23 protein-coding genes are annotated in these 23,687 nt (G+C 66.3%); 6 read left to right on the forward strand and 17 right to left on the reverse strand.

Annotated features, from left to right (window positions below; genetic code table 11):
• Positions 1–33 precede the first annotated feature (33 nt).
• The 7 genes from ABE960_RS01120 to ABE960_RS01150 all read right to left on the reverse strand — a co-directional run bounded on the left by ABE960_RS01120 (position 34) and on the right by ABE960_RS01150 (position 5,456).
• Positions 34–702: a protein-L-isoaspartate(D-aspartate) O-methyltransferase gene (locus ABE960_RS01120; protein WP_349760376.1), complete on the reverse strand. Its 669-nt coding sequence runs from the start codon at positions 700–702 to the stop codon at positions 34–36.
• On the reverse strand, positions 689–1,435 hold the full coding sequence (surE, locus tag ABE960_RS01125) for a 5'/3'-nucleotidase SurE (protein WP_349760377.1): 747 nt from the start codon (positions 1,433–1,435) through the stop codon (positions 689–691). Before surE ends, ABE960_RS01120 begins: the two co-directional genes overlap by 14 nt.
• A complete protein-coding gene (gene truD, locus ABE960_RS01130) occupies positions 1,435–2,550 on the reverse strand; it encodes a tRNA pseudouridine(13) synthase TruD (protein WP_349760378.1) in 1,116 nt (371 codons plus the stop codon). The genes surE and truD overlap by 1 nt, the downstream gene beginning before the upstream one ends.
• A complete protein-coding gene (gene ispF / locus ABE960_RS01135; RefSeq protein ID WP_349760787.1) occupies positions 2,543–3,037 on the reverse strand; it encodes a 2-C-methyl-D-erythritol 2,4-cyclodiphosphate synthase in 495 nt (164 codons plus the stop codon). Before ispF ends, truD begins: the two co-directional genes overlap by 8 nt.
• A complete protein-coding gene (gene ispD / locus ABE960_RS01140) occupies positions 3,037–3,801 on the reverse strand; it encodes a 2-C-methyl-D-erythritol 4-phosphate cytidylyltransferase (protein ID WP_349760379.1) in 765 nt (254 codons plus the stop codon). Before ispD ends, ispF begins: the two co-directional genes overlap by 1 nt.
• Positions 3,798–4,148, reverse strand: coding sequence for a cell division protein FtsB (gene ftsB, locus ABE960_RS01145; RefSeq protein ID WP_349760380.1), 351 nt, complete (start codon positions 4,146–4,148; stop codon positions 3,798–3,800). Before ftsB ends, ispD begins: the two co-directional genes overlap by 4 nt.
• A 171-nt stretch (positions 4,149–4,319) precedes the next feature.
• Positions 4,320–5,456 carry a GNAT family N-acetyltransferase gene (locus tag ABE960_RS01150; RefSeq protein ID WP_349760381.1) on the reverse strand — a complete coding sequence of 379 codons (1,137 nt, stop codon included), beginning with the start codon at positions 5,454–5,456 and terminating at the stop codon, positions 4,320–4,322.
• Here ABE960_RS01150 and ABE960_RS01155 point away from each other — a divergent pair.
• The 5 genes from ABE960_RS01155 (at position 5,346) to ABE960_RS01175 (ending at position 11,794) form a co-directional block, all read left to right on the forward strand.
• Complete coding sequence (locus ABE960_RS01155) at positions 5,346–6,959, forward strand: coniferyl aldehyde dehydrogenase (protein WP_349760382.1); 1,614 nt, start codon at positions 5,346–5,348, stop codon at positions 6,957–6,959. The genes ABE960_RS01150 and ABE960_RS01155 overlap by 111 nt on opposite strands.
• A 101-nt stretch (positions 6,960–7,060) precedes the next feature.
• Entirely contained in the window at positions 7,061–8,947 is a 1,887-nt protein-coding gene (gene edd, locus ABE960_RS01160; protein ID WP_349760383.1) for a phosphogluconate dehydratase, read from the forward strand.
• Positions 8,948–9,916 (forward strand): glucokinase, encoded by a 969-nt coding sequence (gene glk, locus ABE960_RS01165; RefSeq protein WP_349760384.1) that lies wholly within the window; start codon positions 8,948–8,950, stop codon positions 9,914–9,916.
• Positions 9,917–9,932: 16 nt separating this feature from the next.
• Positions 9,933–10,820: a D-hexose-6-phosphate mutarotase gene (locus ABE960_RS01170; RefSeq protein ID WP_349760385.1), complete on the forward strand. Its 888-nt coding sequence runs from the start codon at positions 9,933–9,935 to the stop codon at positions 10,818–10,820.
• A complete protein-coding gene (locus ABE960_RS01175) occupies positions 10,817–11,794 on the forward strand; it encodes a carbohydrate kinase family protein (RefSeq protein ID WP_349760386.1) in 978 nt (325 codons plus the stop codon). Before ABE960_RS01170 ends, ABE960_RS01175 begins: the two co-directional genes overlap by 4 nt.
• Before the next feature lie 57 nt (positions 11,795–11,851).
• On the opposite strand, the gene ABE960_RS01180 is transcribed toward ABE960_RS01175, so the two are convergent.
• The 7 genes from ABE960_RS01180 to ABE960_RS01210 form a co-directional block, all read right to left on the reverse strand.
• Positions 11,852–13,135: an amidase gene (locus ABE960_RS01180; RefSeq protein ID WP_349760387.1), complete on the reverse strand. Its 1,284-nt coding sequence runs from the start codon at positions 13,133–13,135 to the stop codon at positions 11,852–11,854.
• Entirely contained in the window at positions 13,132–14,262 is a 1,131-nt protein-coding gene (locus ABE960_RS01185; protein WP_349760388.1) for a M20 family metallopeptidase, read from the reverse strand. Before ABE960_RS01185 ends, ABE960_RS01180 begins: the two co-directional genes overlap by 4 nt.
• Positions 14,263–14,342: 80 nt before the next feature.
• The gene (locus tag ABE960_RS01190) at positions 14,343–15,053 is read right to left on the reverse strand and encodes an ABC transporter ATP-binding protein (RefSeq protein ID WP_349760389.1); all 711 of its coding nucleotides are present in this window, start codon (positions 15,051–15,053) and stop codon (positions 14,343–14,345) included.
• An 8-nt stretch (positions 15,054–15,061) separates the two neighbouring features.
• Positions 15,062–15,844: an ABC transporter ATP-binding protein gene (locus ABE960_RS01195; RefSeq protein WP_349760390.1), complete on the reverse strand. Its 783-nt coding sequence runs from the start codon at positions 15,842–15,844 to the stop codon at positions 15,062–15,064.
• Positions 15,841–17,043, reverse strand: a complete 1,203-nt coding sequence (locus tag ABE960_RS01200; RefSeq protein ID WP_349760391.1) for a branched-chain amino acid ABC transporter permease — start codon at positions 17,041–17,043, stop codon at positions 15,841–15,843. Before ABE960_RS01200 ends, ABE960_RS01195 begins: the two co-directional genes overlap by 4 nt.
• A gap of 4 nt (positions 17,044–17,047) precedes the next feature.
• Positions 17,048–17,989: a branched-chain amino acid ABC transporter permease gene (locus ABE960_RS01205; protein ID WP_349760392.1), complete on the reverse strand. Its 942-nt coding sequence runs from the start codon at positions 17,987–17,989 to the stop codon at positions 17,048–17,050.
• A gap of 63 nt (positions 17,990–18,052) precedes the next feature.
• On the reverse strand, positions 18,053–19,180 hold the full coding sequence (locus ABE960_RS01210) for a branched-chain amino acid ABC transporter substrate-binding protein (protein ID WP_349760393.1): 1,128 nt from the start codon (positions 19,178–19,180) through the stop codon (positions 18,053–18,055).
• 677 nt (positions 19,181–19,857) lie between these two features.
• On the opposite strand from ABE960_RS01210, the gene ABE960_RS01215 reads away from it, so the two are divergent.
• Positions 19,858–20,451, forward strand: a complete 594-nt coding sequence (locus ABE960_RS01215) for a cupin domain-containing protein (protein WP_349760394.1) — start codon at positions 19,858–19,860, stop codon at positions 20,449–20,451.
• A 216-nt stretch (positions 20,452–20,667) separates the two neighbouring features.
• On the opposite strand, the gene ABE960_RS01220 is transcribed toward ABE960_RS01215, so the two are convergent.
• Genes ABE960_RS01220 through zwf form a run of 3 tightly spaced genes read right to left on the reverse strand, consistent with a single transcriptional unit; the run spans position 20,668 to position 23,550 of the window.
• Positions 20,668–21,330, reverse strand: a complete 663-nt coding sequence (locus tag ABE960_RS01220) for a bifunctional 4-hydroxy-2-oxoglutarate aldolase/2-dehydro-3-deoxy-phosphogluconate aldolase (protein WP_349760395.1) — start codon at positions 21,328–21,330, stop codon at positions 20,668–20,670.
• A 29-nt stretch (positions 21,331–21,359) separates the two neighbouring features.
• Entirely contained in the window at positions 21,360–22,037 is a 678-nt protein-coding gene (gene pgl, locus ABE960_RS01225; protein ID WP_349760396.1) for a 6-phosphogluconolactonase, read from the reverse strand.
• 1 nt (position 22,038) lies between these two features.
• Positions 22,039–23,550, reverse strand: a complete 1,512-nt coding sequence (gene zwf / locus ABE960_RS01230; RefSeq protein WP_349760397.1) for a glucose-6-phosphate dehydrogenase — start codon at positions 23,548–23,550, stop codon at positions 22,039–22,041.
• Between the last annotated feature and the right edge of the window lie 137 nt (positions 23,551–23,687).

The following is a 23,687-nucleotide window of genomic DNA, read 5'->3' on the forward strand; positions in this document are numbered from 1 at the left end:
CAACGTATGACTCCTTGTAGCGAATGACGCCTGTCAGCGAATGACACCTTCCAGCAGCGGAACGAAGCGCACTGTTTCCAGCCGCTCGGACTCGAAGCTGTCTCCCCGGCGGCGCACGCGGGTCAGCCATTGCCGGCCATCCGGCTGGGCCAGCGGCGTGATCAGCACGCCCTCCTCGCCGAGCTGGGCGAGCAACGGCGCGGGCAGTTCACTAGCACAGGCGGTCAGCAGGATGACATCGAAGGGCGCCTCTTCTGGCCAGCCATGGCCCCCGTCGGCCAGGCGCAGATGGACATTGTGTGCCTTGAGCAGACGTAATCGCTCGCCGGCACGCCGGTGCAGGGCATTGATCCGTTCCACCGACCAGAGTTCCTGCACCAGGCGTGACAGCACCAGCGTCTGGTAGCCGGAGCCGGTGCCCACCTCCAGCACGCGGGACGGCGCCTCCTGGATCACCAGCTCGGTCATTCGGGCCACCATCCAGGGCTGAGAGAGGGTCTGGCCATGACCGATGGGCAGGGAGGTGTCCTCGTAGGCGCGATGCGCCAGGGCCTCGTCGAGGAAGAGGTGGCGTGGCTCATGGGCCATGACTTCCAGGACCCGGCGATCACGCACGCCGTGATCGGCCAGGCGGCCCGTCATGCGGTCACGGGTGCGCTGCGATGTCATGCCGACACCGCGCAGCAGATCAGATGAGGGCATCCAGCCAGTCCTGCACGTCGTCGCGCGCTGCATGCCGGGTCAAATCGGTCTGCAGCGGCGTGATGGAAACATGGCCCGCCTCGACGGCGGCAAAGTCGGTGTCCGGGCCATCGTCGGCATTCTCGCCCACGGCGGCGATCCAGTAACGCAGACGGCCTCGCGGGTCCCGTACCTCCAGGGGTCGGGCCGCCGGGCCGCGATAGCCCAGCCGGGTGACCCGAAAGCCCTGGATCTCGCTCCACGGCAAGTCCGGCACATTGACGTTGAGCAGGCTGCGCGGAGGCAGCGAGAGCTGGTCGGCCGCGCCCACCAGGCTCGCCGCCACACGCCCCGCCGTCTCGAAGTAGCGCCCGCCGACCAGCGACATGGCGATGGCCGTCATGCCCAGGTTGCGCCCCTCCATGGCGGCCGCCACGGTGCCGGAGTAGAGCACGTCGTCACCGAGGTTTCCACCGTGGTTGATGCCGGAGATCACCAGGTCAGGCCGTTCGTCCCAGACACCGTTGACCCCGAGATAGACGCAGTCAGCCGGCGTGCCATCGACGCTGTAGAAGCCGTTGTCGAGCGACGAGAGCGCCAGGGGCCGACTCAGCGTCAGCGAGTTGCTAGCCCCGCTCTTGTCACGATCGGGCGCCACTACCCGCAGCTTCGCATGGGCCAGCAGGGCATCATGCAGGGCACGCAGGCCCGGGGCATGGACGCCGTCATCATTGGAAAGCAGCAATCGACGCATCAAGGGCTCCTGTCGGAGGGCGGGGGGCCGAGAGTGGGATGGGAGATAAGCTCACGCAGCACCGCCGTGGCGAACGCGCCCCGGGGCAGGCTGAAGGATAGCCAGAGCGCCTCGTCACCGTGGCTCAGCGCCGGCTCAGCGAGGCGCAGCCGCAGCGACCGGCGCGCCAGGCGGACCCCGGCATGCTCGAGCCCGCCGCACAGGCCAGGATAGCCCGTGGCCAGGGCGGCCTCTCGGGCCCGGGCCTCGCAGGCGGCACGTGATGCGCCGACGCCCCACAGTATGCCGGCGGGATGCAGGTCGAGTCGTGCGGCCCTCTCGCGCAGCTCCGCGAGCTGCCCGGCGTCGTCCGGCGAGACGCCGAACTGGCTGGCACTGCCGTCGAGCATCACCACGTCGCCGGGCAGGGGGGTCGCCCAGCTGCCGTCGCGGATGCGCTCGGCCAGCAGCTCGTTGAACAGGAAGCTGCGGGCCGCCGAGAGCAGCATGCCCTCGCGATCATCACGCTTGCGCCAGCCGCGCGCCAGCACGGCACGGGCGCGCTGCAGGTTGCGGCCGTGGGGACCGAACCGCTGGGGACCGAAATAATTGGCGACGCCATCACGGCAGAGGCGCTGCCAGCGCGAGGCGAACCCGGCATCGGTGGTCGCCGCGCCGGTGAGCCGCAGCTGGAAGCGGTTGGCCCGGTGCACGCCTCGCTTGAGCTTGCGGGGATGTCGGGCCTGATCGAGCACCCGGATGCCACGATCGGCGAGCCGCTCGACCAGGTCCTCGGGGGCATCTCGGCCCGGCAACTGCACCGAGAGCCACTGGCGCGTCACGGCCACGCGATCCTTCATCCCGGCATAGCCGACCACTCGGGGAGAGACTTCGCAGAGCCGGGCCAGGTCCCGGGCCACCATGGCGGTGGTCAGGTCGCGCTTCTCGATGAACAGCCAGAGGTGCTCGCCCTCGCCCTCGGGCGCGAAGTCGAGGACCTCCTCGACCCGGAAGTCCTCTGGGGTGGCGCGATAATCGCCGGTCGGCGGGGGACCGCAGTCGTCGTCCAGTACTCGCGGCCAGGCCGGCGGCCAGTCGATGGCATCCTCGGGTCCTGCCGACGCGGGCTCACTCATCGGCCGCCTCCCCAGCCTGTCGAATCAGCAGCACCACCGCCTCGGCGGCGATGCCCTCGCCTCGGCCGGTAAAGCCGAGTCGCTCGGTGGTGGTGGCCTTGACGTTTACCGCGGAGACCGCCACGCCGAGGTCATCGGCCATTTGAGCGGCCATGGTGCTGACATGCGCCGCCATCCTGGGTGCCTGGGCGAGTACCGTGGCGTCCAGGTTGCCGACACGGTAGCCGGCCTGACGTACCAGCCCCGTAACATGGCGCAGCAGGGCACGGCTGTCAGCACCGGCCCAGGCCTGATCGGTATCGGGGAAGTGGCGACCGATGTCGCCGAGCGCGCAGGCCCCCAGCAGGGCGTCGCAGACCGCATGCAGCAGTACGTCGCCGTCGGAATGGGCCACGAAGCCGTGGTCGAAGGGAATGGCGACACCGCCGATCATCAGATGATCGCCCTCGCCGAAGCGGTGGACGTCGAAGCCATGGCCGATTCGCATCATGCGCTGTTCGCCCCGCGCGGGGGCGCCTCGGGAGTCGACGAGGCGGCCTGGGCGGCCAGTTCATGGGCAGATTCCTGGGCAGACAGCACCAGCTCGGCCAGGGCCAGGTCCTCGGGGTGGGTGATCTTGAGATTATCGCGACGCCCGGCCACCAGTTGCGGCGCCAGCCCGACGACCTCGACAGCCGAGGCCTCGTCCGTCACGCGAAGGCCCCGCGCCAGCGCCTCGTTCAGGGCACGGCGCAGCAGGCCGAAACGGAAGCCCTGGGGCGTGAGGGCATGCCAGAGCCCATCGCGGGACTCGGTGGCGCGCACCCGCCCGGCGCCATCGTCGCGTTTCATGGTGTCGGCGACCGGCGTGGCCAGGAGCCCACCCACAGGATCATCGGCGATGGCAGCCACCAGCCGCTTCAGGTCGCCCACGGTGACACAGGGCCTGGCCACGTCGTGGACCAGCACCAGGTCGTCGTCCGCAGCATCCGGGGCGATACCGTCCAGGGCATTCGCCACCGAATCGACCCGCTCGGCCCCGCCGGGGGTGCGTCGCCAGTGAGCGAAGGGTACCCAGGCGGGGTCGAAGTGGTGATCGTCCGGGTCCAGGCAGAGGCACAACCGCGCCCCGGGGAGCGCCTCATGCAACCTTGTCAGGGTCCGCACCAGCAACGGGCGGCCAGCCAGCGGCAGATACTGCTTGGGCCGGTCGGCGCCCATCCTTCGCCCCTGCCCCGCCGCGGGCACCACGAGCCATATCCGGCCGCTCACTGGCGCGCCTCAGCACCCGGGGCCGGCATGCCGACCAGCTCGGCATTGACCTCTAGACCAGTGGAGTCCACCGCCACGCCGGGCACCCAGAAGAACTGCTCGTCGGTGCGCACCATGCCGATATCGCTGCGCGCGCGCTCCTCGATGGCATCGAGACCGGTCTTGAGATCCACGACCTCGGCGGCGAGCCGCTCCTTGCGCGCCCGCAGGGGCGCGTTCTCGTCCTCCAGGGCGGCCACACGATGGCTCACCTCGCTGAGCTCTCGCATGCCTCCCTCGCCGAGCCACAGACGATACTGCAGCAGGGCGATAAGAAGGGTGAGCACGATGGCCAGCCACTTGAGCATGCAGAGGGTTCCGTCACGAGATATTCGATGTCGGCATTATGCCATTTTCAATGCCCGCCGGCAGGACCTCCGGGACAATGTCTCGGGTTTGAGGCCGGTCGCTTCGGTGCAGGGCGCCATCACCACGCCGGCGACGGATGGCACGGGTCCGACCGTCCGCACACTGGAGCGTCAGTCGCTCCGGTAAGGTAACGCCGCCTCGGCCGCTCGGCAGTAGCCATCGACATGGGCCGCCTCCTCGGCGCAGAAGCGCGCGACGGCATCGCGCAGCCGGGCGTCGGCGATATGGTGCAGCGAGGTGAGCCGCTGCGGGGCGAAGCCCCGGGCGAGCTTGTGCTCGCCCTGGGTGCCGGGGTCGAAGAGCGTCAACCCCCGCTCCAGGCAGTGTTCGATCCCCTGGTAGTAGCAGGCCTCGAAGTGCAGGCAATCCGCTTCCACCTCGCTGCCCCAGTAGCGCCCATAGAGGGTGCGCGCCCCCTGCAGGCAGAGCGCGGCGGCTACCGGCCGCCCCTCCCGGCGCGCCTGGATCAGCAGCAGTACCTCAGGCAGGGTGCGACGCAGGCGTTCGAAGAAGTCGAGGTCGAGGTAGCCATGTCGGCCGCGCTCCAGGTAGGTGATCTCGTAGCAGCGGAAGAAGTGCGCCATGGCCGCCTCGTCGATGGCCTCCCCCTCCAGGCGGTGCAGGGTCAGCCCCTGGTCGGCCACCAGTCGCCGCTCGCGCCGGATCGCCTTACGCCGCTTGGCGGTCAGTGCGGCAAGGAAACCCTCGAAGTCGCCATAGCCGCGATCTCGCCACTGGAACTGCACCCCGTGGCGCGCCAACAGCTCCGGGCGAGCCTCGCGCCAGGCCGCCACCTCGGCCGGTTCGGCGAACAGCAGGTGCCAGCTCGACAGGTCACGCTCCTCCCAGGACCGGGCCAGCAGACGACGGGCGGCCAGCGGATCGACATCCGCGGCCAGGGCCAGGCGCGGCCCCGGGGCCGGGGTGAAGGGGATCGCCGAGAGCCCCTTGGGGTAATAGTTGCCGCCGGCTCGCTCCCAGGCGTCGGCCCAGCCCCAGTCGAAGACGTACTCACCGTAGGAGTGATGCTTGTGATAGTGGGGCATGATCCCGACCAGCGCCTCGCCCCGCCAGAGGGTCAGGTGACGCGGCACCCAGCCGGTATCGGGGCTCGCGGCCCCGCTGGCCTCCAGGGCATGCAGGAACTCGTGACGCAGGAAGGGGTGGTCATCGTCGACCAGGGCGTTCCATCGCACCGCCGATACCGCCTCGATGGCGGATACCTCGCACATGACCAGTTCCGACATCAGGACACCTCGGGAAAGAGGGGCCGGCGGCTGACAAGCCACCGGCATTGCGCCTACATTGTGCGCAGACCCTTCCGCCGATTCCACCACTTCATCAGGGAGACGCCCATGGCCGACGCCCGCGCATTGCAGGCGCGCCTGGACCACCAGCGCGACGCATTCGCCGCCGAGCCCTCTCCCTCGGCGGCGACCCGCCGTGATCGCCTCGAGCGGCTGGCGACCATGACCCGCCGCCACCGCGACGAGATCGTCCAGGCGATCCGCCAGGACTTCGGCCATCGTGCTGAGGCCGAGACACGCATGGCGGAGATCGCCCCACTGATCCAGGCCGTGCGTCATGCCCGCCGCCGCCTGACTCGCTGGATGAAGCCCAGGAAGGCGGCCATGCCCTGGCGACTGGCTCCCGCTCGGGCTCGTATCCATCGCCAGCCGCTGGGCGTGGTGGGCATCATCGCGCCGGCCAACTATCCCTGGCACCTGGCGCTGCTACCGGCCGTGGACGCCCTGGCCGCCGGCAACCGGGTGATGATCAAGCCGAGCGAAAACGCCCCCACCACCAGCGCGCTGATGGTTCAGCTGGTGGAGCGCTACTTCGACCCGGAAGAACTCTGCGTGATCGAGGGCGATGCCCAGGTCGGCCGCGCCTTCGCCGGGCTGCCCTTCGATCACCTGCTCTTCACGGGTCATCCCCGTAACGGCCGGGAAGTGGCGACCGCCGCCGCCGAGAATCTGACGCCGGTGACCCTGGAACTGGGCGGCAAGACCCCGGCCATCGTCGCCGATGACGCCGACCTGGCCCATGCCGCACGGCGCATCGCCTTCGGCAAGTGGCTCAATGCCGGCCAGACATGCATCGCCCCGGATCATGTGCTGATCGATGCCGCACGACTGCCCGCCTTCATCGAGGCGCTGCGCGAGGCGGTCGCGTCGTTCTATCCCCACGGCACCGCCGGCGACGACTATTCCGCGGTGCCCGGCGACGCTTCGCGCACCCGGCTCGAGGGCATGCTCGCCGAGGCGCGTGACCACGGCTGCCGGGTGATCGATCTGGGCAAGCGGGTGGAGTTCAGTCGAGGCATGAAGCTGCCGCCGACCCTGGTGATCGATCCCACCGCGAACCTTGCGATCATGCGCGAGGAGGTCTTCGGTCCCTGGCTGCCGGTGATCGGCATGCGCGACTTCGATGCCATACTGGCGCGTGTCGCCGAGGGTCCGAGCCCACCGGCGCTGTATGCCTTCACCGACGACCCGGCCCGTCGCCGTCACCTGATGGAGCAGACGCGCTCAGGCGGCGTGGTCTTCAACGACACCCTGTGGCACAGCGCCGTGCCCGGCCTACCCTTCGGCGGGGTGGGCGAGAGCGGCATGGGCGCCTACCACGGCGAGGCCGGATTCCTGCGCTTCAGCCACCAGCGCAGCGTCTTCATCCAGTCTCGACGCAGCGCCGTCGGGCTGCTGAATCCACCCTACCGGACATGGCTACTCAAGCTGCTGGGGATTTAAGGTAATAAAACTACAATTCCGACAAGAATGCGGCTAGCATGGGCGAAATAACGCAAATTTTATTGGTAAACTTACCAAATTCAATACAGCCGAGGTGCTTCATGGCCAGCACGATCCCCGCCCTCAACGACACCGTCGCCGACGTCACCCGCCGTATCCGTGAACGCTCCGCCGAGCGTCGCGCCCTCTACGAGCGCCGCATGGAAGACCAGCACCGCCGCGGCGTGCATCGCGGCGAGCTCTCCTGCGGCAACCTGGCCCACGGCTTCGCGGCCTGCGGCGCGGGGGACAAGGACTCACTGAAGCTGATGAACTCGGCCAACCTGGGGATCATCTCGGCCTACAACGACATGCTCTCGGCCCACCAGCCGCTGGAGACCTTCCCCGAGACCATCAAGGCCGCGGCACGCGACATGGGCTCCACCGCGCAGTTCGCCGGCGGCGTGCCCGCCATGTGCGACGGCGTCACTCAGGGCCAGCCTGGCATGGAACTGTCGCTGTTCTCCCGCGACGTGATCGCCATGGCCACGGCCGTGGGGCTCTCCCATAACATGTTCGATGCCGCCCTCTACCTCGGGGTGTGCGACAAGATCGTCCCGGGGCTGTTCATCGCCGCGGCACGCTTCGGCCACCTGCCGGCAACGTTCGTGCCGGCAGGCCCCATGCCCAGCGGCCTGCCAAACAAGGAGAAGGCGCGCATCCGCCAACTCTTCGCCGAGGGCAAGGCCAGCCGCGAGGATCTCCTCGAGGCCGAGTCCGCCTCCTACCACAGTCCCGGCACCTGCACCTTCTACGGCACCGCCAACTCCAACCAGCTGATGATGGAGATGATGGGCCTGCACCTGCCCGGCACGTCGTTCGTCAACCCCGGCACCGAGATGCGCGAAGCGCTGACCCGCTTCGCCACCGAACAGACGGTCCGCAACACCGAGCCGGGTGGCGACTATCGCCCCTTCTACCGGCAGATCGACGAGCGCGCCATCGTCAACGCCATCGTCGGCCTGCTCGCCTCCGGCGGCTCCACCAACCACACCTTGCACCTGGTGGCCATGGCCGCCGCCGCCGGCCTGACCATCACCTGGGATGACTTCACCGACCTCTCGGCGGCGACGCCGAGCCTGATGCAGGTCTATCCCAACGGCCAGGCCGACATCAACCATTTCCAGGCCGCCGGCGGCATGAGCCTGCTGTTTCGCGAGCTGCTCGGCGCCGGCCTGATCCACGGTGACATCCCCACGGTGTTCGGCACCGACCTGACCGAATACACCCGTGAGCCCTTCCTCGAGGACGGCAAGCTGGTATGGCGCGAGGGGCCGGAGCAGAGCCTCGACGAGGAGGTGCTTCGCCCGGTCGCGACGCCCTTCGCCCCCACCGGCGGCCTCACCGTGCTCAAGGGCAACCTGGGCCGCGGGGTGATCAAGGTCTCGGCGGTCCAGGCCGAGCATCGCGTGGTCGAGGCGCCGGTACAGATCTTCGAGGACCAGAACGACCTCAAGGCGGCCTTCGATGCCGGCGACCTGGACCGTGACGTGATCGCCGTGGTGCGCTTCCAGGGCCCCAAGGCCAACGGCATGCCCGAGCTGCACAAGCTGACCCCCTACCTCGGCGTGCTCCAGGACCGGGGCTACAAGGTGGCACTGGTCACCGACGGCCGCATGTCCGGCGCGTCCGGCAAGGTGCCGGCGGCCATCCACATGAGCCCCGAGGCCCTGGATGGTGGCCCCCTGGCGAAGCTCCGGGATGGCGATATCGTGAGGCTGGATGCCGACACCGGCAGCCTCGAGCTCAAGATCGACGGCCATGAGTGGGCCGAGCGCCCCCTGCGGGTCGGGGACCTGGACCACTACCACGTGGGCCTGGGCCGCGAGTTGTTCGGCGGCTTCCGCCACCTGGCCATGCGCGGCGAGGAAGGTGCCGGCGTCTTCGGCGGGTTCGAGGCCGACGACCTGGCGCGCCAGGAGGGTCAGATCCACGACGAGGACGCCTGAATGACCCGCCCTGCCCTGATCGGCGACATCGGTGGTACCAACGCGCGCTTCGCCTTGGTGACACCGGGTGCCTTCGTGCCCCATGACATCCAGAGCCTGCCCTGTGCGGACTACCCCGGCCTGGTGGAGGCGGCGCACGACTATCTGACGCGGGTCGGCCTGACCGACGAAGACGCCCCGCGGGAGGCCTGCCTGGCCTTCGCCTGCCCGATCCGCGGCGACCGTGTGACCATGACCAATAATCACTGGACGTTCTCTCGCCGGGCGGTCGAGCAGGCACTGGGGCTCAGCCTCTTCAAGGCGATCAACGACTTCACCGCCCAGGCACTGGGCGTGCCCCATGTGGACGCCGGCGACCTGGTGGAGATACAGCGCGGCGAGGCGATCCCCCATGCGGCACGGCTGGTGATCGGCCCGGGCACAGGGCTGGGCGTGGCCGGGCTGTTCCCCGGCCGCCAGGCCTGGATCCCGCTGCCCACCGAGGGCGGCCACGTGACCTTCGCGCCCACCGACGAGCGTGAGCAGAACCTGCTGCGCCACTTCCGCAACCGCTACGGCCGCGTCTCGGTGGAGCGCATCCTCTGCGGCCAGGGCCTGCTCGACCTCTATCTGGCCCACTGTTCCCTCAAGGGCGCGCCGCCTCGGCTTGCCAGTCCGGCCGAGGTTACCGAGGCGGCCGCGGGCGGCGACCCGGTGGCCCGTGATACCCTGCTGCGATTCCTGAAGATCCTCGGCGACGTCTGCGGAGATGCCGCCCTGACCATGGGGGCCCGCGGAGGCGTTGCCCTGTGTGGCGGCATCCTGCCCCGGCTGCTCCAGTGGCTTCCCGAGAGCCGCTTCCTCGAGGCCTTCACCGCCAAGGGGCGCATGGGCGCCTATACCGGGGCCATCCCGGTGCAGGTCGTCACCGCCCCCTGGACGGGCCTGCTGGGCGCCGCCGAGGCCCTGCACAATCCAGAGGTCGAATGACCCCCGAGGAGATCGAATGATTCCCGAATCGCTTGCCACCCTGGTCGAGGAGACCCGCGGTCAACGTCACGCCCACTGGGCTGGTCGTGAGGTCTGGTTGGCCAACGAGGCCTGGGGACAGCTCGCCGTGTCGCTGCAGGGCGCGCAGGTCCTTCATTACCGCCCTGCCGGCGATGATAATAAGGGCTGGCTGTGGGTCACCCCCACCCCGCAGGCGCTGCCCGGTGCGATCCGCGGCGGCATTCCGCTCTGCTGGCCCTGGTTCGCCGACGAGAACACCGCCGACGAGTCACCGGACCATTCCGGACCGATGCACGGCCCCGCGCGCAAGGCGGACTGGCGGCTCGATGCCGTGGACGAGCACGAGGAGGGGGTGGAGCTGCATCTCTCGCCACGGGAGCGCCTTCACGGCCAGCTGATCCCCCGCGCGGTGATCCAGGCCAACGGCCGGCGCCTGCACGTGGAGCTGATCACCGAGCATGTCGGCGAGACGCCGGTGAAGATCACCGGGGCCCTGCACAGCTACCTGGCGGTCGACGATGCCTTCGCCTGCCGGGTGGAGGGCCTGGCCGGCGCCCGTTATCTGGACAAGCTGGCCGACTTCGCCGAACGGGAACAGCAGGGCGAGCTCGGCGTACGCGGGCCGCTCGATCGCATCTACCGCAGCAATGCCGAGCTGTGCCTCGATGATGGCACCCGTCGGCTGCGTATCGCCCGCCAGAGCAGCGACTCGGCGGTGGTCTGGCATCCCGGCGACGCCCCACCCGGTGACACCTCCGTGGAAGCGGCCCGCCACTTCCTGTGCGTCGAGGCGGCCAATACGCGTATCGACCCGGTCTGGCTGGTGCCCGGCGCCCAGCACCTGCTGGGCACCACCCTGAGCCGCGAGGAGACGACACCATGATCCCCGTGATCACCTTCGGCGAGGCCCTCGTCGACATGCTCTCGAGCCGCCTCGGCGAGGCGTCCGACGGGACGACGGACGCCCCCGAAGTCTTCACCCCCTACGCCGGCGGCGCCCCCGCCAATGTGGCCGCGGCCTGCGCCCGCCTGGGCGTGCCCAGCCGCTTCCTGGGCATGCTCGGCGAGGACCATTTCGGCGACTTCCTGGCTGCCGAGCTGGCCGCTCACGGCGTCGACACCTCCGGCGTGGTGCTCACCCGCGAGGCGCGCACTGCACTTGCCTTCGTCTCCCGCGACGCCGACGGCGAGCGTACCTTCGACTTCTATCGTCCGCCGGCGGCCGACCTGCTCTATCGGCTGGAGCACCTGCCCGCCGGGGTCTTCGCAGAACCGGCCATCGTGCACTTCTGCAGCAACAGCCTGACCGAGCCCGAGCTCGCCGAGACCACTCTGGCCATGGCCGAGATGGCGCGCCGCGCCGGCTGCCTGGTGAGCGTGGACGCCAACCTGCGCCATAACTTATGGGCCGACGGCACGGCCGACGTCAGCCTGGTCACTCGCCTGCTCGACGCCGCCGACCTGCTCAAGCTCTCGACTGATGAGCTCGACGACCTGCGCGCCGACCACCCGCGGGATGGCTGGCTGGCCGAACGCTTCGCCGCCGGTGTGAAGGTCGCGGTGATCACCGATGGCCCGGGCCAGGTGTCACTGCTGGGAGTCGACCTGGAGGAGCGAATCACGCCCCCGGTCGTGCAGGCCGTGGACACCACCGCCGGTGGCGACGCCTTCATCGGTGGACTGCTGGCAGAACTCGCCGAGTTCACCGCCGCGACGGGTATCGACGGCGGCTGGCACCAGGACACAGCCTTCCTGCACCGGGCCGTGGAGACAGCCTGCCGCTGCGGCGCCCATGCCGTGACCCGCCCCGGGGCCTATGCCGCCCTGCCCGACCGCGACGACCTCGCAGCGTTCTAGCGACAGACCGTCATGCCGCTTGGTTCATGACGGCATCGATCGACAGGACAGCGACCACTAGCCTTCCTGCAGCCGCGAGAACAGCCAGTCGGCGACCTCCAGGGTCGTCAGGTCACCATCAAGGGGGCCGATCAGCTGAACGCCGACGGGCATGCCGTTGGCCCCCGTCAGGCCCGGCACGTTGACGCAAGGTGTCCCGAGCAGCGTCCAGATGCGGTTGAAGACGGGGTCACCCGTTCCTGTGACGTGGGCCGGCGCCTCACCTGGGGCGCTGGGCGCCAGCAGGACATCACTGTCCGCGAAGAGCCGGTCAAGCTCAGCTCGACAGGCCCGCGCGATCCGCCGGGCCTGGTCATAACGCTCCGCCGGCAGGACACTCCCCTCATCCAGCAGCGCCTTGAGCTGGTCGCTGAGCTGATCGCCATGCAGGTCACGCTCGAAGGCCAGGCTGCGACTGGCTTCATAGATCATGATGGTGCGCTGGGCCTCGAGTAGCTCATCGAAGCTGGCTGGCAAGCTCACTTCATGCACCTCGCCGCCGGCGCCACGGATACACCTCACCGCCTCCCTGAGGGCCTGCTCGGTATCCGCCGTGGCGGCTTCCCACTGGGGCGTAAGGCATAGCCCCACTCGCGGCGGAGGCGTTGCTGGCCTGGACGGAGTCAGGTCGCGCCCGCTCAGCACGCCAGCCAATTGCCGGGCATCCGGGACATTGCGGGCGAACACACCCACCGTATCCAGCGACCAGGCAGCGGGCTTGAGCCCCGCCGTGTTGATCAGGCCATAGGTCGGCTTGTAACCCGCCACGCCGCAATAGGAGGCGGGACGGATGATGGAGCCGGCGGTCTGGGTACCCAGTGCCCACGGCACCATGCCATCCGCCACCGCCGCGGCTGAGCCGCTGGACGACCCCCCGGGAGTGCGTGTTGGATCATGCGGGTTGCGCGTGCCGCCTGGAGAGAAGAAGGCGAACTCCGTGGTCACGGTCTTACCCATGACGATACCCCCGGCGCGGCGAATCAGCGCCACCACGGCGGCGTCCGAGGCCGGCAGATGGTCGGCGTAGATGTCCGAGCCACAGCCGGTCGGCATGTCATGGGTGCTGAACAGGTCCTTCACCGCGACGGGCATGCCATGCAGCGGACCCCGTGATGCCGAAGCATCCCGACGGCGGGCCTCCTCGAGCGCCCTATCCTCATCGAGATATTGCCAGGCGGCTACATCAGGCTCGCGGACCGCCACGCGCTGCAGACATTCACGCATCAGCGCCTCGCTGGTGAGCTCGCCGGCCCCGATGGCGGCCAGACCGTCCAGGGCGGTGCGCCATGTCGTGGACGTCATGAGGCGTTCCAATGGGCCATGATAGCGACATAGGCCTCCTTGGCCTGCTCGATGCGATCGACGAAGCAGTACTCATCCGTCTGGTGGGCAAGCGACGCCTCCCCGGGCCCGAGGATAATGGTGGGAATGTCGCCGAAATGCGGCGTGAGTGCCGAGGCATCGGTGAAGTAGTTGACTCCACGCGGCTCGGGCATGTCGCCCAGCATGGGCTGCATGATGGCAAACACCTGCCTTACCCAGGCATGCCGGGGGTCGGTCCACACGCCTTCGAGGTCGACGACGGTTTCCAGCTCGCTCAAGTCGGGCGCGAGATGCCCCCCGAGATCATCGCGGAGTGCATCGTGCGAGGCGCCCGGCGTCGTGCGAATATCGATGCCGATACGGCACAGGTCCGGCACGGAGTTCATGTTCAAGCCACCGGAAATGGTACCGACATTCAGCGTATCGCTGCCGAGCACCGCATGCGGCGGTCGGTGAAACTCGAAGGCCTCGAGCCTGGAGACCACTCGCGCGGCCTTGTACACGGCATTGACGCCATGCTGGGGCATCGACCCATGCGCCGTGACCCCCTGAGTGAGGGCATTGAGCCAAAGCGCCCCCTTGTGCCCGACCATGGGAAAGTTGCTGGTGGGCTCGGCCACGATCATGGCACCGGCCTCGCCGAGCAGATCCCCCTGCTCGGTGAGAAAATACGCTCCCTCACAGCCGGTTTCCTCTCCGGCGGTAATCACCAGCACCACGCCGGGCCCCTCATCGAAGCTGTCCGCCAGATCGATGGCCGCGGCGACGAAGGCAGCGACGCCCGCCTTCATGTCGGTGGATCCGCGCCCGTAGAGCTTGCCATCGATGATGTCACCGCGAAACGGATCGACGCTCCAGGGCTGGGCCCCCAGGGGCACCGTGTCGATATGGCCGGTGAAACAGATCGGCTTGCCGGACTGCCCCCCCCGACGCGCGATGAGATTGCTGCGCCCCTCCTCGCCCTCCGGATAGGTCACCGTGAATCCCGCCGCCGACAGCAGCTCGCCGATGTGATGGGCGCACTCGCGCTCCTGCCCGGGGGGATTGATGGTATTGAACTGCACCAGCGCCTGGGTCAGCGCCACGGGATCGACAGAACTCGGCATGATGAACCTCGCCTGATGAATGGAATCGACCAGCGGCGATGCTGGCCGGTACGACCCGATAGGGTCCTGTGGACCTGCCCTCAGCCGAAATAGGCCTGTTGCACCTCATCGTTTTCGCTCAAGGCCTTGGCATCACCCTCCGCCACGACCGCCCCCTTGCTCAGCACGTAGCCGTAGTCGGAAATCGCCAGGGTCTGGCGCATGTTCTGCTCCACCAGGAAGATGGTCACCCCCCGCTCGTTGATGCGCTCGATGATGCTGAAATTCTCCTTCACGAACAGCGGGGATAGCCCAAGCGAGGGCTCATCGACGAGCAGCAGGTGTGGTGAGCTCATGAGCCCTCGGCCGATGGACAGCATCGCCTGCTCGCCACCGGACATGGTCCCGGCGAGTTGGACATGACGCTCCTTCAGGCGCGGAAAGATCTCGTAGGCTTCCTCGATGCGTTCCCGGATGACCGCTTCGGACGTCACCTGGTAGGCCCCCAGACGCAGGTTCTCCTCGACGGTGAGCTTGGGAAACACCTTGCGCCCTTCAGGAATGCAGGAGATGCCCTTGGCGATCACCTTGTGGGTCGAAAGCCCGGTAATGTCCTCCCCGTTGAAGGTGATCCGTCCATCTCGCGGCACGGTCAGCCCCAAGATGGAGCGAATCAGGGTGGTCTTGCCCACCCCGTTGGACCCGAGAAGGCAGGTGATCTTCCCTGGCCGCACCTCGAGGGAGACCCCCTCCAGCACATCCGCCTTGTCATAGGCGGTATAGACGTTCTCGATCTTTAGCCCTTCGGTCATGACAACGCTCACTCAATGCCGAGGTACGCTTCGCGTACCTGTGGGTTGTTGACGACATCCTGGTAGGTGCCCTCGCAAATCTTCTTGCCGAAATTGAGCACCGCACAGTGATCGGTGATGCGTTCCATGACACTCATTTCGTGCTCGATGATGATGATCGAGAGCTCCGGGGTATGTTCGCGCACCGAGAGGATATCGCCCATCAGCTGATGGGTTTCCTCATGGGTCATGCCCGCCGACGGCTCGTCGAGCAGCAGCAGCTTGGGCTGGCTGATCAGCGCTCGACAGATCTCGATGCGCCGACGATCCAGCATCGGAAAGCCCCCTACCGCCTCGGACATGCGATCGGCCAGGTTCGGGCTGAAGACCCGCACGAGTTCTCGGGCCTGCTCATAACGCTGTTCGTAGTCCCGCGCGAAGGCGCCACGCCGAAACAGGTTGAAACCCAGCCCCAGGTTCAGGTGCTTGTGATTGCCGACCATGATGTTGTCGAACAGGGAAAGCGACAGGCACATGCGTGAGCGCTGGAAGGTGCGTGCGATGCCGGCACGATACACGGCCTGGGCCGAGTGCTTGCTGATGTTCTCACCCGCAAAGTGGGCCTGGCCGTCACTGAAGTCGTAGATGCCCGTCAGGACATTGAAGAAGGTCGTCTTACCGGAACCGTTGGGCCCCAGAAAGCCCAGGATATCACCACGTTTCACCTCGAGATCGAGCTGGTCCAGCGCGACGAGGCCGCCGAACCGGCGCGTGACCCCCTCGCAGGACAGCAGTACATCTGACGTGCTCATGATCTGGCCCCCCCACCCGGGATGTAAGTTCGCATGCCGCGAGGAAGCAGTCCGTCCGGCCTGAACAGCAGCACCAGGACCACCAGGCCGGCAAACAGCAGGAACCGGTACTCCTGAATCATCTGCAGTTTCTCGGGCAAGATGACGACAATGGCTGCCGCCACCGCCAGCCCCCAGGGGTTGCCAATGCCGCCCAGCAACACGATGGAAACCAGGATCAGGGAGTCGCCGAAGCTGAAGTTGGCAGGTGCAATGAAGCCGAGCATCATGGCGTAAAGTGCACCGGCCATGCCGATCAGAAAGTTCCCCAGCGTGAAGCCGACGACCTTCCAGCGGGCGATGCTCAACCCGTAACAGGCGGCCGCCGTCTCGTCGAGCCTGACGGCATCCATGCTCAACCCGATCCAGGAGCGTTCCAGGCGCTTGACCAGGGCGAAGGCGATGACCAGCAAGGTCAGGGCCAGCAACAGGTAGTTCAGGTAGAAGGATGCATAGAAACCGTTCTCGAGCTCGACTCCGGTGTTGAATCCCCAGCCGAACAGCGCCATTTCACCGGTGGCCAGGCCCTGTGGACCGCCGAGCGTATCGTTGACCTGCAGAAAGCTCATGAACAGGATGGCGAAGGCGATGGTCACCACCGCCGAGTAGTGTCCCTTGGTGCGAAGAACCGGCAACACCAGCAGACACCCCACCAGAGCCGACATCACCCCACCGCTCACCAGCACCAGCAGGGGCGGCACGGCGGTATGGGCCAGCAGGACAGCCGAGGTATAGGCCCCTACTCCGAGGAAGGATGCCCCGGACAGGTTGACCAGCCCGAGATAGCCGAACTGGATGGTCAGCCCCAGACCGGCCAGCATGTAAAGCAGCACGATCGAGATCATGAGCAGCGTGAAGTGATCCTCGCGAAACACCGCCGCCAGGGCCAGAACGCCGCACACCGCGGCACCATTCATGAGTTTCTCATGCTCCTTGAAGGCACGGCCGACATGGTCGAGCCCCCCTAGGCGAGACACGCTGAGCGTTACCGCTACGGCAAGCGCCACCAGGAAGCCGATGACATACTCGTTTTCCGCCTTGAGAAACCAGATCGCGAAGCCGGTCGTGAGCAGCGCGCCTAGCAGCCCCGCGACCAGCGACAGGGCCGACTCCGAGAGTCGGCAGAGCACGGGGATTCGGGATATCAGATTAGGTTGCATCGGCTCAGACCCTTTCACTGGTACGTTCGGCGATCAGCCCGGTCGGTCGCCACGCCATCAGCATGATCACCACGGCAAACGCGAAGACGTCCTTGTAGGCGCTGGCGAACGGCAAGGCCACGGAACCGATGGTCTGCAAGGCCGCGAACAGGAAGCCGCCCAGAATGGCGCCGTAGATGCTGCCGAGCCCACCGATGATCGCGGCGGCAAAGCCGATCACACCGAGCAGCAGGCCGCTTCCGAAATTGATCTCGTTGTAATACAGGCCATTCATGACCCCGGCAAAGGCGGCGACACCCGAGCCGATAGCGAAGGTCAGCAGAACCACCAGGCGGAAATTGATTCCCATGGTCATGGCTGTTTCTTCATCTTGAGCAACCGCCCGAATGGCCAGGCCCAGCCGCGTGCGATTGATCACGAAATGCAGGGCGACGATGAGCAGCAGTCCGGCGATCAGCAGCATCAGGCTGTCGACGCGCAGGGTGAAATTGCCAAAGGTGAAGGCCGTATCCGGCAGGAGGGCAGGAAAACGCTTGGGATTGGAGCCATCGGGGAAGAACAGGCGCACACTCTCGCGTAGCACGGTGCCCAGCATGAGGGTGATCAGCAGCGTATTGAGCGGCGGCGAGGATCGCAGCGGCAGCACCAGGTATCTGGCGATCAATGCTCCCAGCAGGGCCACCACACCGACCGATGCCAACAGCGCCCCCAGCAATTCGATGACGGGGTTATCGATCCCGATCGCCGCCAGCGCCAGGATGGCGGTATAGCCAACGAAAGACCCCACCATCAATACATCGCCATGAGAAAACTGAATGACGTTGAGCACCCCGAAGAAGAGAGTGAACCCTACGGCGACCAGAGCGTACATCATCCCCAGCATGAGGCCATTGATGACATACTGACCCAGGAGTCCGATGTCCATTGAAGGCACCTCGAAAGTCATGAGAGGGAAGGGACGTTCGGGAGTGCACCTCCCTGAGGAGGCGCTCCCGAACGGGTCGAGGTGTTACTGGACGTTGACCAGACTGCGCTGGCCGGATGCATATTCACTGTCTTCCCATACGACCCACTCGCCGTCCTGGGCGACATACTTGGTGATCAGGGCCACGACATTCTGGCCATGTTCGTCGAAGGTGATATCGCCGACGATGGAGTCCTTGCCCTCGGTGTCGCCCAGCGCATCGAGGACCTTGCCGCGATCCGGCCCTACCTCTTCGATGGTATCTAGCACCAGGTCCATGGCCGCGAAGGCGAAGGGACCATAGGCTTCGGCCGGGTCGGAATAGCCGGCCGCCTCGTACTGCTCTTGGAAGAACTGGCCACCTGGCAGCTTGTCGATCGGCGCCCCTTCGATAAAGGCCATCGAGCCCTCGGCCAAGTCACCCAGCCCCTCCAGGTAGGCATCGGACACGATGCCTGAGGTCCCCTCGAACTGCGCCTCGACACCGAGCTTCTCCATCTGGCGACGGAGGCGCACACCCAGCGGCGACAAGCCGCCGAAGTAGATGACATCCGGCTCAAGCGCCTTGGCCTGCGTCAGCTCCGCAGTGAAGTCCTGCTGGTCGGAGGAGACACCGAAGGTCTCGAGGATCTCGCCACCATTCTCGGCAACAAACTTCGAGAAGTACTCGTTATGGCCCTTGCCATAATCCGTGGTGTCATGAATGACCACCCACTTCTTGTAACCCTGCTCGGTCATGAACTTCGCGGCAGTCTCGTTCTGGTTGATCATCGTGCCGTTGACGCGATGAACTTCCGGGTACTCGTTGCCATAGGTAACGTCCGGCAGGACGGCACCCCACACCACCGCCGGCAACTTGAAACGGTGATAGACATCGACCGTGGCCATGGCCACCGCAGAACAATAATGGGTCACCGCCGCGATAACATCCCGGTCGGCCGCCGCCTTGGTCGCCACCTGCACACCGATGTTGGGTTTGCACTCATCATCGAGCACCAGCAGCTCGTAGTGGTACTTGGAATCCGGATCCTGGTTGCGCAGCTCCACCGCCAGCTCAGCTGAGTTGCGTCCACCGAGACCGTTGGCGGCCACACCTCCGGAGAGTGGGCCGATAAAGGCCACCTCGACGGTATCCTTGGCTTGGGCAGCCCCGGCGCCGAGCGCGAATACCATGGTTGTCATTCCGACGACGGTCTTCATGCCTGAAAGCTTCATGGAACAATACCTCGTATTATCGTTGTGGGTCGTAAGTGACACCGGGCATGGGCTCCAAGATCGCCATGCCGGCGTCACGGGAGGCCACAGACATCACCTGCCACCTCGTCTACCGATGCTCGCCGCCCATGGACAGGACAGAGTGTCGAACCAGTGCCGGGGAGAATTGACCGAAGTGCTCGCCATAGATGGCGACCTCCTGGCATACCGCTATGCTTGATGCATCGCGCCCTGGCTTGCCGGCCGTCATGATGATCGGACCTTACCTATATTCATTCACTTGAATCTGAAGACAGCTCTTGCATAGCCTCGATACACGCAAAGACCATGCCACAACGGGCAGTTCGTCACGAAGGATAGGCCGTAAAGTTAGCCGTGAAGCGCTTCAACGATTTGTTATCATTTCAGAAAATATTAAAACTACCTGTCTGCCCGCCTGATTCGAGACGCCTGCCCGTCACGGCGAATACAATAGGAGGCAGTGGCCGACCTCAGCACTCCGCTTGAACAATGCGCTGCATTGGCGCACTGAAATGATGCAGACATGCCAGGCTAGGCCCCTTTGGATATGGACAGAGGATAAAGACAGAGAGTCCTCGGGACCTGACCTGAAAAGATAGAGAAGAGAACAATCGATGGGGAAAGATCCAAAAGCAACACCTGGCGGTGAAGCCGATAGCGAGCTCGGCATACGCATCAAACACATGCGCATGAGCCGTGGCCTGCGCATGCGTGAGGTCGCCAAGCAGGCCGCCTGTTCGGAAAGCATGGTATCCAAGATCGAGTCGGGCCAGACCGTGCCTTCACTGCGGGTCCTGCACAGCATTGCGCATGCCCTGGATGTCAGCATCGCCTCACTGTTCGAGACCCCGAAGACCACCGGCATTGTAAGACGTGCCGGGGATCGGCCGATGATTCGCCTCAAGAGCGCCAGCCACTCCGGACAGATCGCATTGGAACGCCTGGCCCCTACCGAGGAGAATGCCCTTCTCGAGGCAAACATTCACATCGTCGAATCCGGTGCCGAAAGCGACGGCGCCATCAGTCATGAAGGCGAGGAGCTAGGCCTGGTGATCGAGGGCTGCATGGAGCTCCAGGTCGATGATGAAACCCTCTTTCTGCAAGCCGGGGATTCCTTCTGGTTTGCGTCCAATCGCAAGCACCGTTACCGCAACCCCGGGCGAACTACTGCCCGTATTATCTGGGTCAATACGCCACCGACCTTCTGACTTCACCGATATCCCGCGGCACCGGGTCAAAGCATCGGTTCCCGACCGCGAAGACCTGGCGCGCCTGTGGCGCTGATCACGCGCCTCCTTCTGCTCCCGAACCACGGGCCAGCCACAAATCCGCCAAACAAAAAAACCCGGCCAGTGGCCGGGGAGAAAGGACAGCAACTCGCTGTCGAGAGAGCACGGGAGCAATCGGGTGTGGACAGGACAGGCTCAGTGGTGGAAGCGCTTTGCCGCATCATGGGCCAGGGAGCGGATGGCATCCCAGTCCTCGGCCTCGACCAGCGACTGAGGTGTCAGCCAGGAGCCGCCCACACACATCACGTTCTTGAGGGCCAGGTAGTCCTCGGCGTTGTTGATGCCGATCCCGCCGGTGGGGCAGAAGCGTGCCTCGGGGATCGGGCCGGCGAAGGACTTTAGCGCCTTGACGCCGCCGCTGGCCTCGGCCGGGAAGAACTTGAAGCGCCGGTAGCCGTACTGCCAGCCGACCATCAGCTCGGAGACGGTGGCGATGCCCGGCAGCATGGGCACCGGGCTGCCGACCCCGTAGAGATAGAGCGCCTCGGTGGTGCCAGGGGTGACCACGAAGTCGGCGCCGACCTGCTCGGCCTGGCGATACTGGGCCGGGGTCAGCACGGTGCCCACGCCAATGCTGGCCTGGGGGAGCGCCGCCTTGATGCGCTCGATCGCCTCCAGCGCGCAGTCGGTACGCAGGGTGATCTCGAGTACCGAGAGGCCGCCCTCGACCAGGGCCGTGGCCAGGGGCACGGCATCCTCGATGCGCTGGATCGCCAGCACCGGGATCACCTCGGCCTTGAGGCAGATGCTGTCGAGCTCGGTGGTGCGGGTGGACGGCAGCTGCTTATCGATCGTCATGTGATAGCTCCAGAAAGTTGGGCGCGGGCTCAGGGGGCCCAGTAGATGGCTGCCGGGCAGGCCAGGAAGGCGCGGATCGGCAATTCGCGGACGTCATCCCCGGAGAGGGCCCTGGCCAGCACGTCGCGCTTGTCGCCCCCGGTGATGTGCAGGAAGTGGCGCCGGGCCCGATGCAGCCACTCGGCACTCAGGGTGATGCGCGCCTGGGGCTGGCTCGGGGTGCGCACCGCCACCAATGGTTCTTCCGTGGTCAGCGCCAGGCTCAGCTCCCGGCTGTCGGGAAACAGCGAGGCCGTGTGGCCATCGCCGCCCATGCCCAGCACCACGGCAGTGGCCGGCCAGGCCAGGCCCGCGAGGCGTGCCGCCACCTCCTCGACGCCCTGCTCGGGCGTCTCGGTGGCACTGGTCAGGGGAACAAAGGTGGCCGTGGCGGCCGGCCCCTGCAGCAGGTGCTCGCGGACCAGGCGGGCATTGCTGTCGTCCGCGTCCTCGGTCACCCAGCGCTCGTCGGCCAGCGTCACCTCGATGCGCGCCCAGGGCAGGTCCATGGCGGCCAGGGCCTGGAAGAACGCCACCGGGGTCGAGCCGCCGGAGACTACCAGCAGGGCGCGCTCACGGCTGGCCAGGTCCGCCCTCAAGGCCTCGGCCACGGCCTCGGCCAGTTGCCGGGCGAGTTGTTCACGGGGCGTCGGGTTCGTGTCGGTCATCTCAATAGTCCTCATACCAGCTGCGCCCGTCCTGGGTGATCATGGCAATGGACGCAACCGGCCCCCAGGAACCGGCCGGATAGCGCCGAGGGCGCTCTTCACGGTCACTCCAGGCGGCCACCAGGCTGTCGCACCACTTCCAGGCATGCTCGACTTCGTCACGGCGCACGAAGAGATACTGCTGCCCCTTCATCACCTCCAGCAGCAGTCGCTCGTAGGCATCCGGAATCCGGGTCTTGGGGAAGGCGCTGCTGAAGTCCAGGTGCAGCGGGCCACGGCGCAGGCGCATGCCCTTGTCCAGGCCGCTGTCCTTGGTCAGCACCTCCAGCGCAATACCCTCCTCAGGCTGCAGCCGGATCACCAGCTTGTTGGCGGCGAGCCCGCGCTGGTCGGGATCGAAGATGTAGTGGGGCTGCTGACGGAAATGGATGATGATCTGGGAGAGCTTCTCCGGCATGCGCTTGCCGGTGCGCAGGTAGAAGGGCACCCCGGCCCAGCGCCAGTTGGCCACACCGGTCTTCATGGCAACGAAGGTCTCGGTATGGCTGTCGGTGTTGGCACCCTCCTCCTCGAGGTAGCCCGGTACGGCCTGGCCGTCGTTGGTGCCAGCCATGTACTGGCCGCGCACCACGTCGCGCCCCAGCATGTCGTCGGTGAAGGGCTTGAGCGCCTTGAGCACCTTGACCTTCTCGTCACGGATGGCATCGGCATCCAGGTTGGCAGGCGGATCCATGGCGATCAGGCAGACCAGCTGCAGCAGGTGGTTCTGCACCATGTCCCGCAGCTGGCCGGCCTCGTCGAAGTAACCCCAGCGCCCCTCGATGCCCACCTTCTCGGCCACGGTGATCTCCACGTGGGAGATATGGTTCTGGTTCCATTGGGTGCCGAACAGCGGGTTGGCAAAGCGCAGCGCGATCAGGTTCTGCACCGTCTCCTTGCCGAGGTAGTGATCGATGCGGTAGACCCGGGACTCGGGGAAGACCGCGCCGATGGCATCGTTGACCTCGGCGGAGGAGTCGAGGTCATGGCCGATGGGCTTCTCGACCACCACGCGACTCTGGTCATCGAGGCTTCCGCTGGCCTCGAGGTGGCGGCAGATGTCGCCGTAGATCTTCGCCCCCACCGAGAGGTAGACGACCATGGGGCGGGCCAGGCCCTCCTTCCGCCACTCCCGCACGGCGCTATAGCCCTCGGGCTCGAGAAAGTCGAGCTGCAGGAAGTCCAGGCGGGCGAGGAAACGCTTCAGCACGTCCCGTTCGAGCTCTGCGGCCTTGACATGGGCCTTCAGCGACGCCTCGACCTTGCTACGAAAGCCCTCCGGGTCGAGCTCCTGGCGCGCCAGGCCCAGCAGCCGGGTGCCATCGTCCAGCAGGCCCTCGCGGTCCAGATGATAGAGCGCCGGATAGAGCTTGCGCTGAGCCAGGTCACCAAGGGCACCGAACAGCGCCAGGTCGATTTCCGTGCTGCCGGCATCGGTGGCCCGGGCCTCGCCGGGTCGATTGCGTTGTTTCATGTCCGCCCCATCTGGTTAACTTACCTAAAAAATAGCGTACCGAGGGTAATTCATGCAAACTTATTATGTAAGTTTACAACAAAAAGAGCGCCTGTCGAAGCACCCCGGCCACCACCTCTTTGCGCTCTCCTCAGGAT

Origin of the sequence: Halomonas aquatica (genome assembly GCF_040196335.1) — a bacterium.
GTDB lineage: Bacteria > Pseudomonadota > Gammaproteobacteria > Pseudomonadales > Halomonadaceae > Halomonas > Halomonas aquatica.

Coding starts and splice junctions, on each gene's coding strand:
- ABE960_RS01210 (WP_349760393.1), bottom strand. CDS start 19,180: ATGGTATTCGCGCTCGGCGCCGGGGCTGCCCAAGCCAAGGATACCGTC.
- pgl (WP_349760396.1), bottom strand. CDS start 22,037: ATGACCGACACGAACCCGACGCCCCGTGAACAACTCGCCCGGCAACTG.
- ABE960_RS01180 (WP_349760387.1), bottom strand. CDS start 13,135: ATGACGTCCACGACATGGCGCACCGCCCTGGACGGTCTGGCCGCCATC.
- ABE960_RS01215 (WP_349760394.1), top strand. CDS start 19,858: ATGGGGAAAGATCCAAAAGCAACACCTGGCGGTGAAGCCGATAGCGAG.
- ABE960_RS01220 (WP_349760395.1), bottom strand. CDS start 21,330: ATGACGATCGATAAGCAGCTGCCGTCCACCCGCACCACCGAGCTCGAC.
- ABE960_RS01200 (WP_349760391.1), bottom strand. CDS start 17,043: ATGCAACCTAATCTGATATCCCGAATCCCCGTGCTCTGCCGACTCTCG.
- ABE960_RS01190 (WP_349760389.1), bottom strand. CDS start 15,053: ATGACCGAAGGGCTAAAGATCGAGAACGTCTATACCGCCTATGACAAG.
- ABE960_RS01185 (WP_349760388.1), bottom strand. CDS start 14,262: ATGCCGAGTTCTGTCGATCCCGTGGCGCTGACCCAGGCGCTGGTGCAG.
- ABE960_RS01175 (WP_349760386.1), top strand. CDS start 10,817: ATGATCCCCGTGATCACCTTCGGCGAGGCCCTCGTCGACATGCTCTCG.
- ABE960_RS01205 (WP_349760392.1), bottom strand. CDS start 17,989: ATGACTTTCGAGGTGCCTTCAATGGACATCGGACTCCTGGGTCAGTAT.
- ABE960_RS01120 (WP_349760376.1), bottom strand. CDS start 702: ATGCCCTCATCTGATCTGCTGCGCGGTGTCGGCATGACATCGCAGCGC.
- surE (WP_349760377.1), bottom strand. CDS start 1,435: ATGCGTCGATTGCTGCTTTCCAATGATGACGGCGTCCATGCCCCGGGC.
- ABE960_RS01155 (WP_349760382.1), top strand. CDS start 5,346: ATGCAGGAACTCGTGACGCAGGAAGGGGTGGTCATCGTCGACCAGGGC.
- ABE960_RS01150 (WP_349760381.1), bottom strand. CDS start 5,456: ATGTCGGAACTGGTCATGTGCGAGGTATCCGCCATCGAGGCGGTATCG.
- truD (WP_349760378.1), bottom strand. CDS start 2,550: ATGAGTGAGCCCGCGTCGGCAGGACCCGAGGATGCCATCGACTGGCCG.
- edd (WP_349760383.1), top strand. CDS start 7,061: ATGGCCAGCACGATCCCCGCCCTCAACGACACCGTCGCCGACGTCACC.
- ftsB (WP_349760380.1), bottom strand. CDS start 4,148: ATGCTCAAGTGGCTGGCCATCGTGCTCACCCTTCTTATCGCCCTGCTG.
- glk (WP_349760384.1), top strand. CDS start 8,948: ATGACCCGCCCTGCCCTGATCGGCGACATCGGTGGTACCAACGCGCGC.
- ABE960_RS01195 (WP_349760390.1), bottom strand. CDS start 15,844: ATGAGCACGTCAGATGTACTGCTGTCCTGCGAGGGGGTCACGCGCCGG.
- zwf (WP_349760397.1), bottom strand. CDS start 23,550: ATGAAACAACGCAATCGACCCGGCGAGGCCCGGGCCACCGATGCCGGC.
- ABE960_RS01170 (WP_349760385.1), top strand. CDS start 9,933: ATGATTCCCGAATCGCTTGCCACCCTGGTCGAGGAGACCCGCGGTCAA.
- ispF (WP_349760787.1), bottom strand. CDS start 3,037: ATGCGAATCGGCCATGGCTTCGACGTCCACCGCTTCGGCGAGGGCGAT.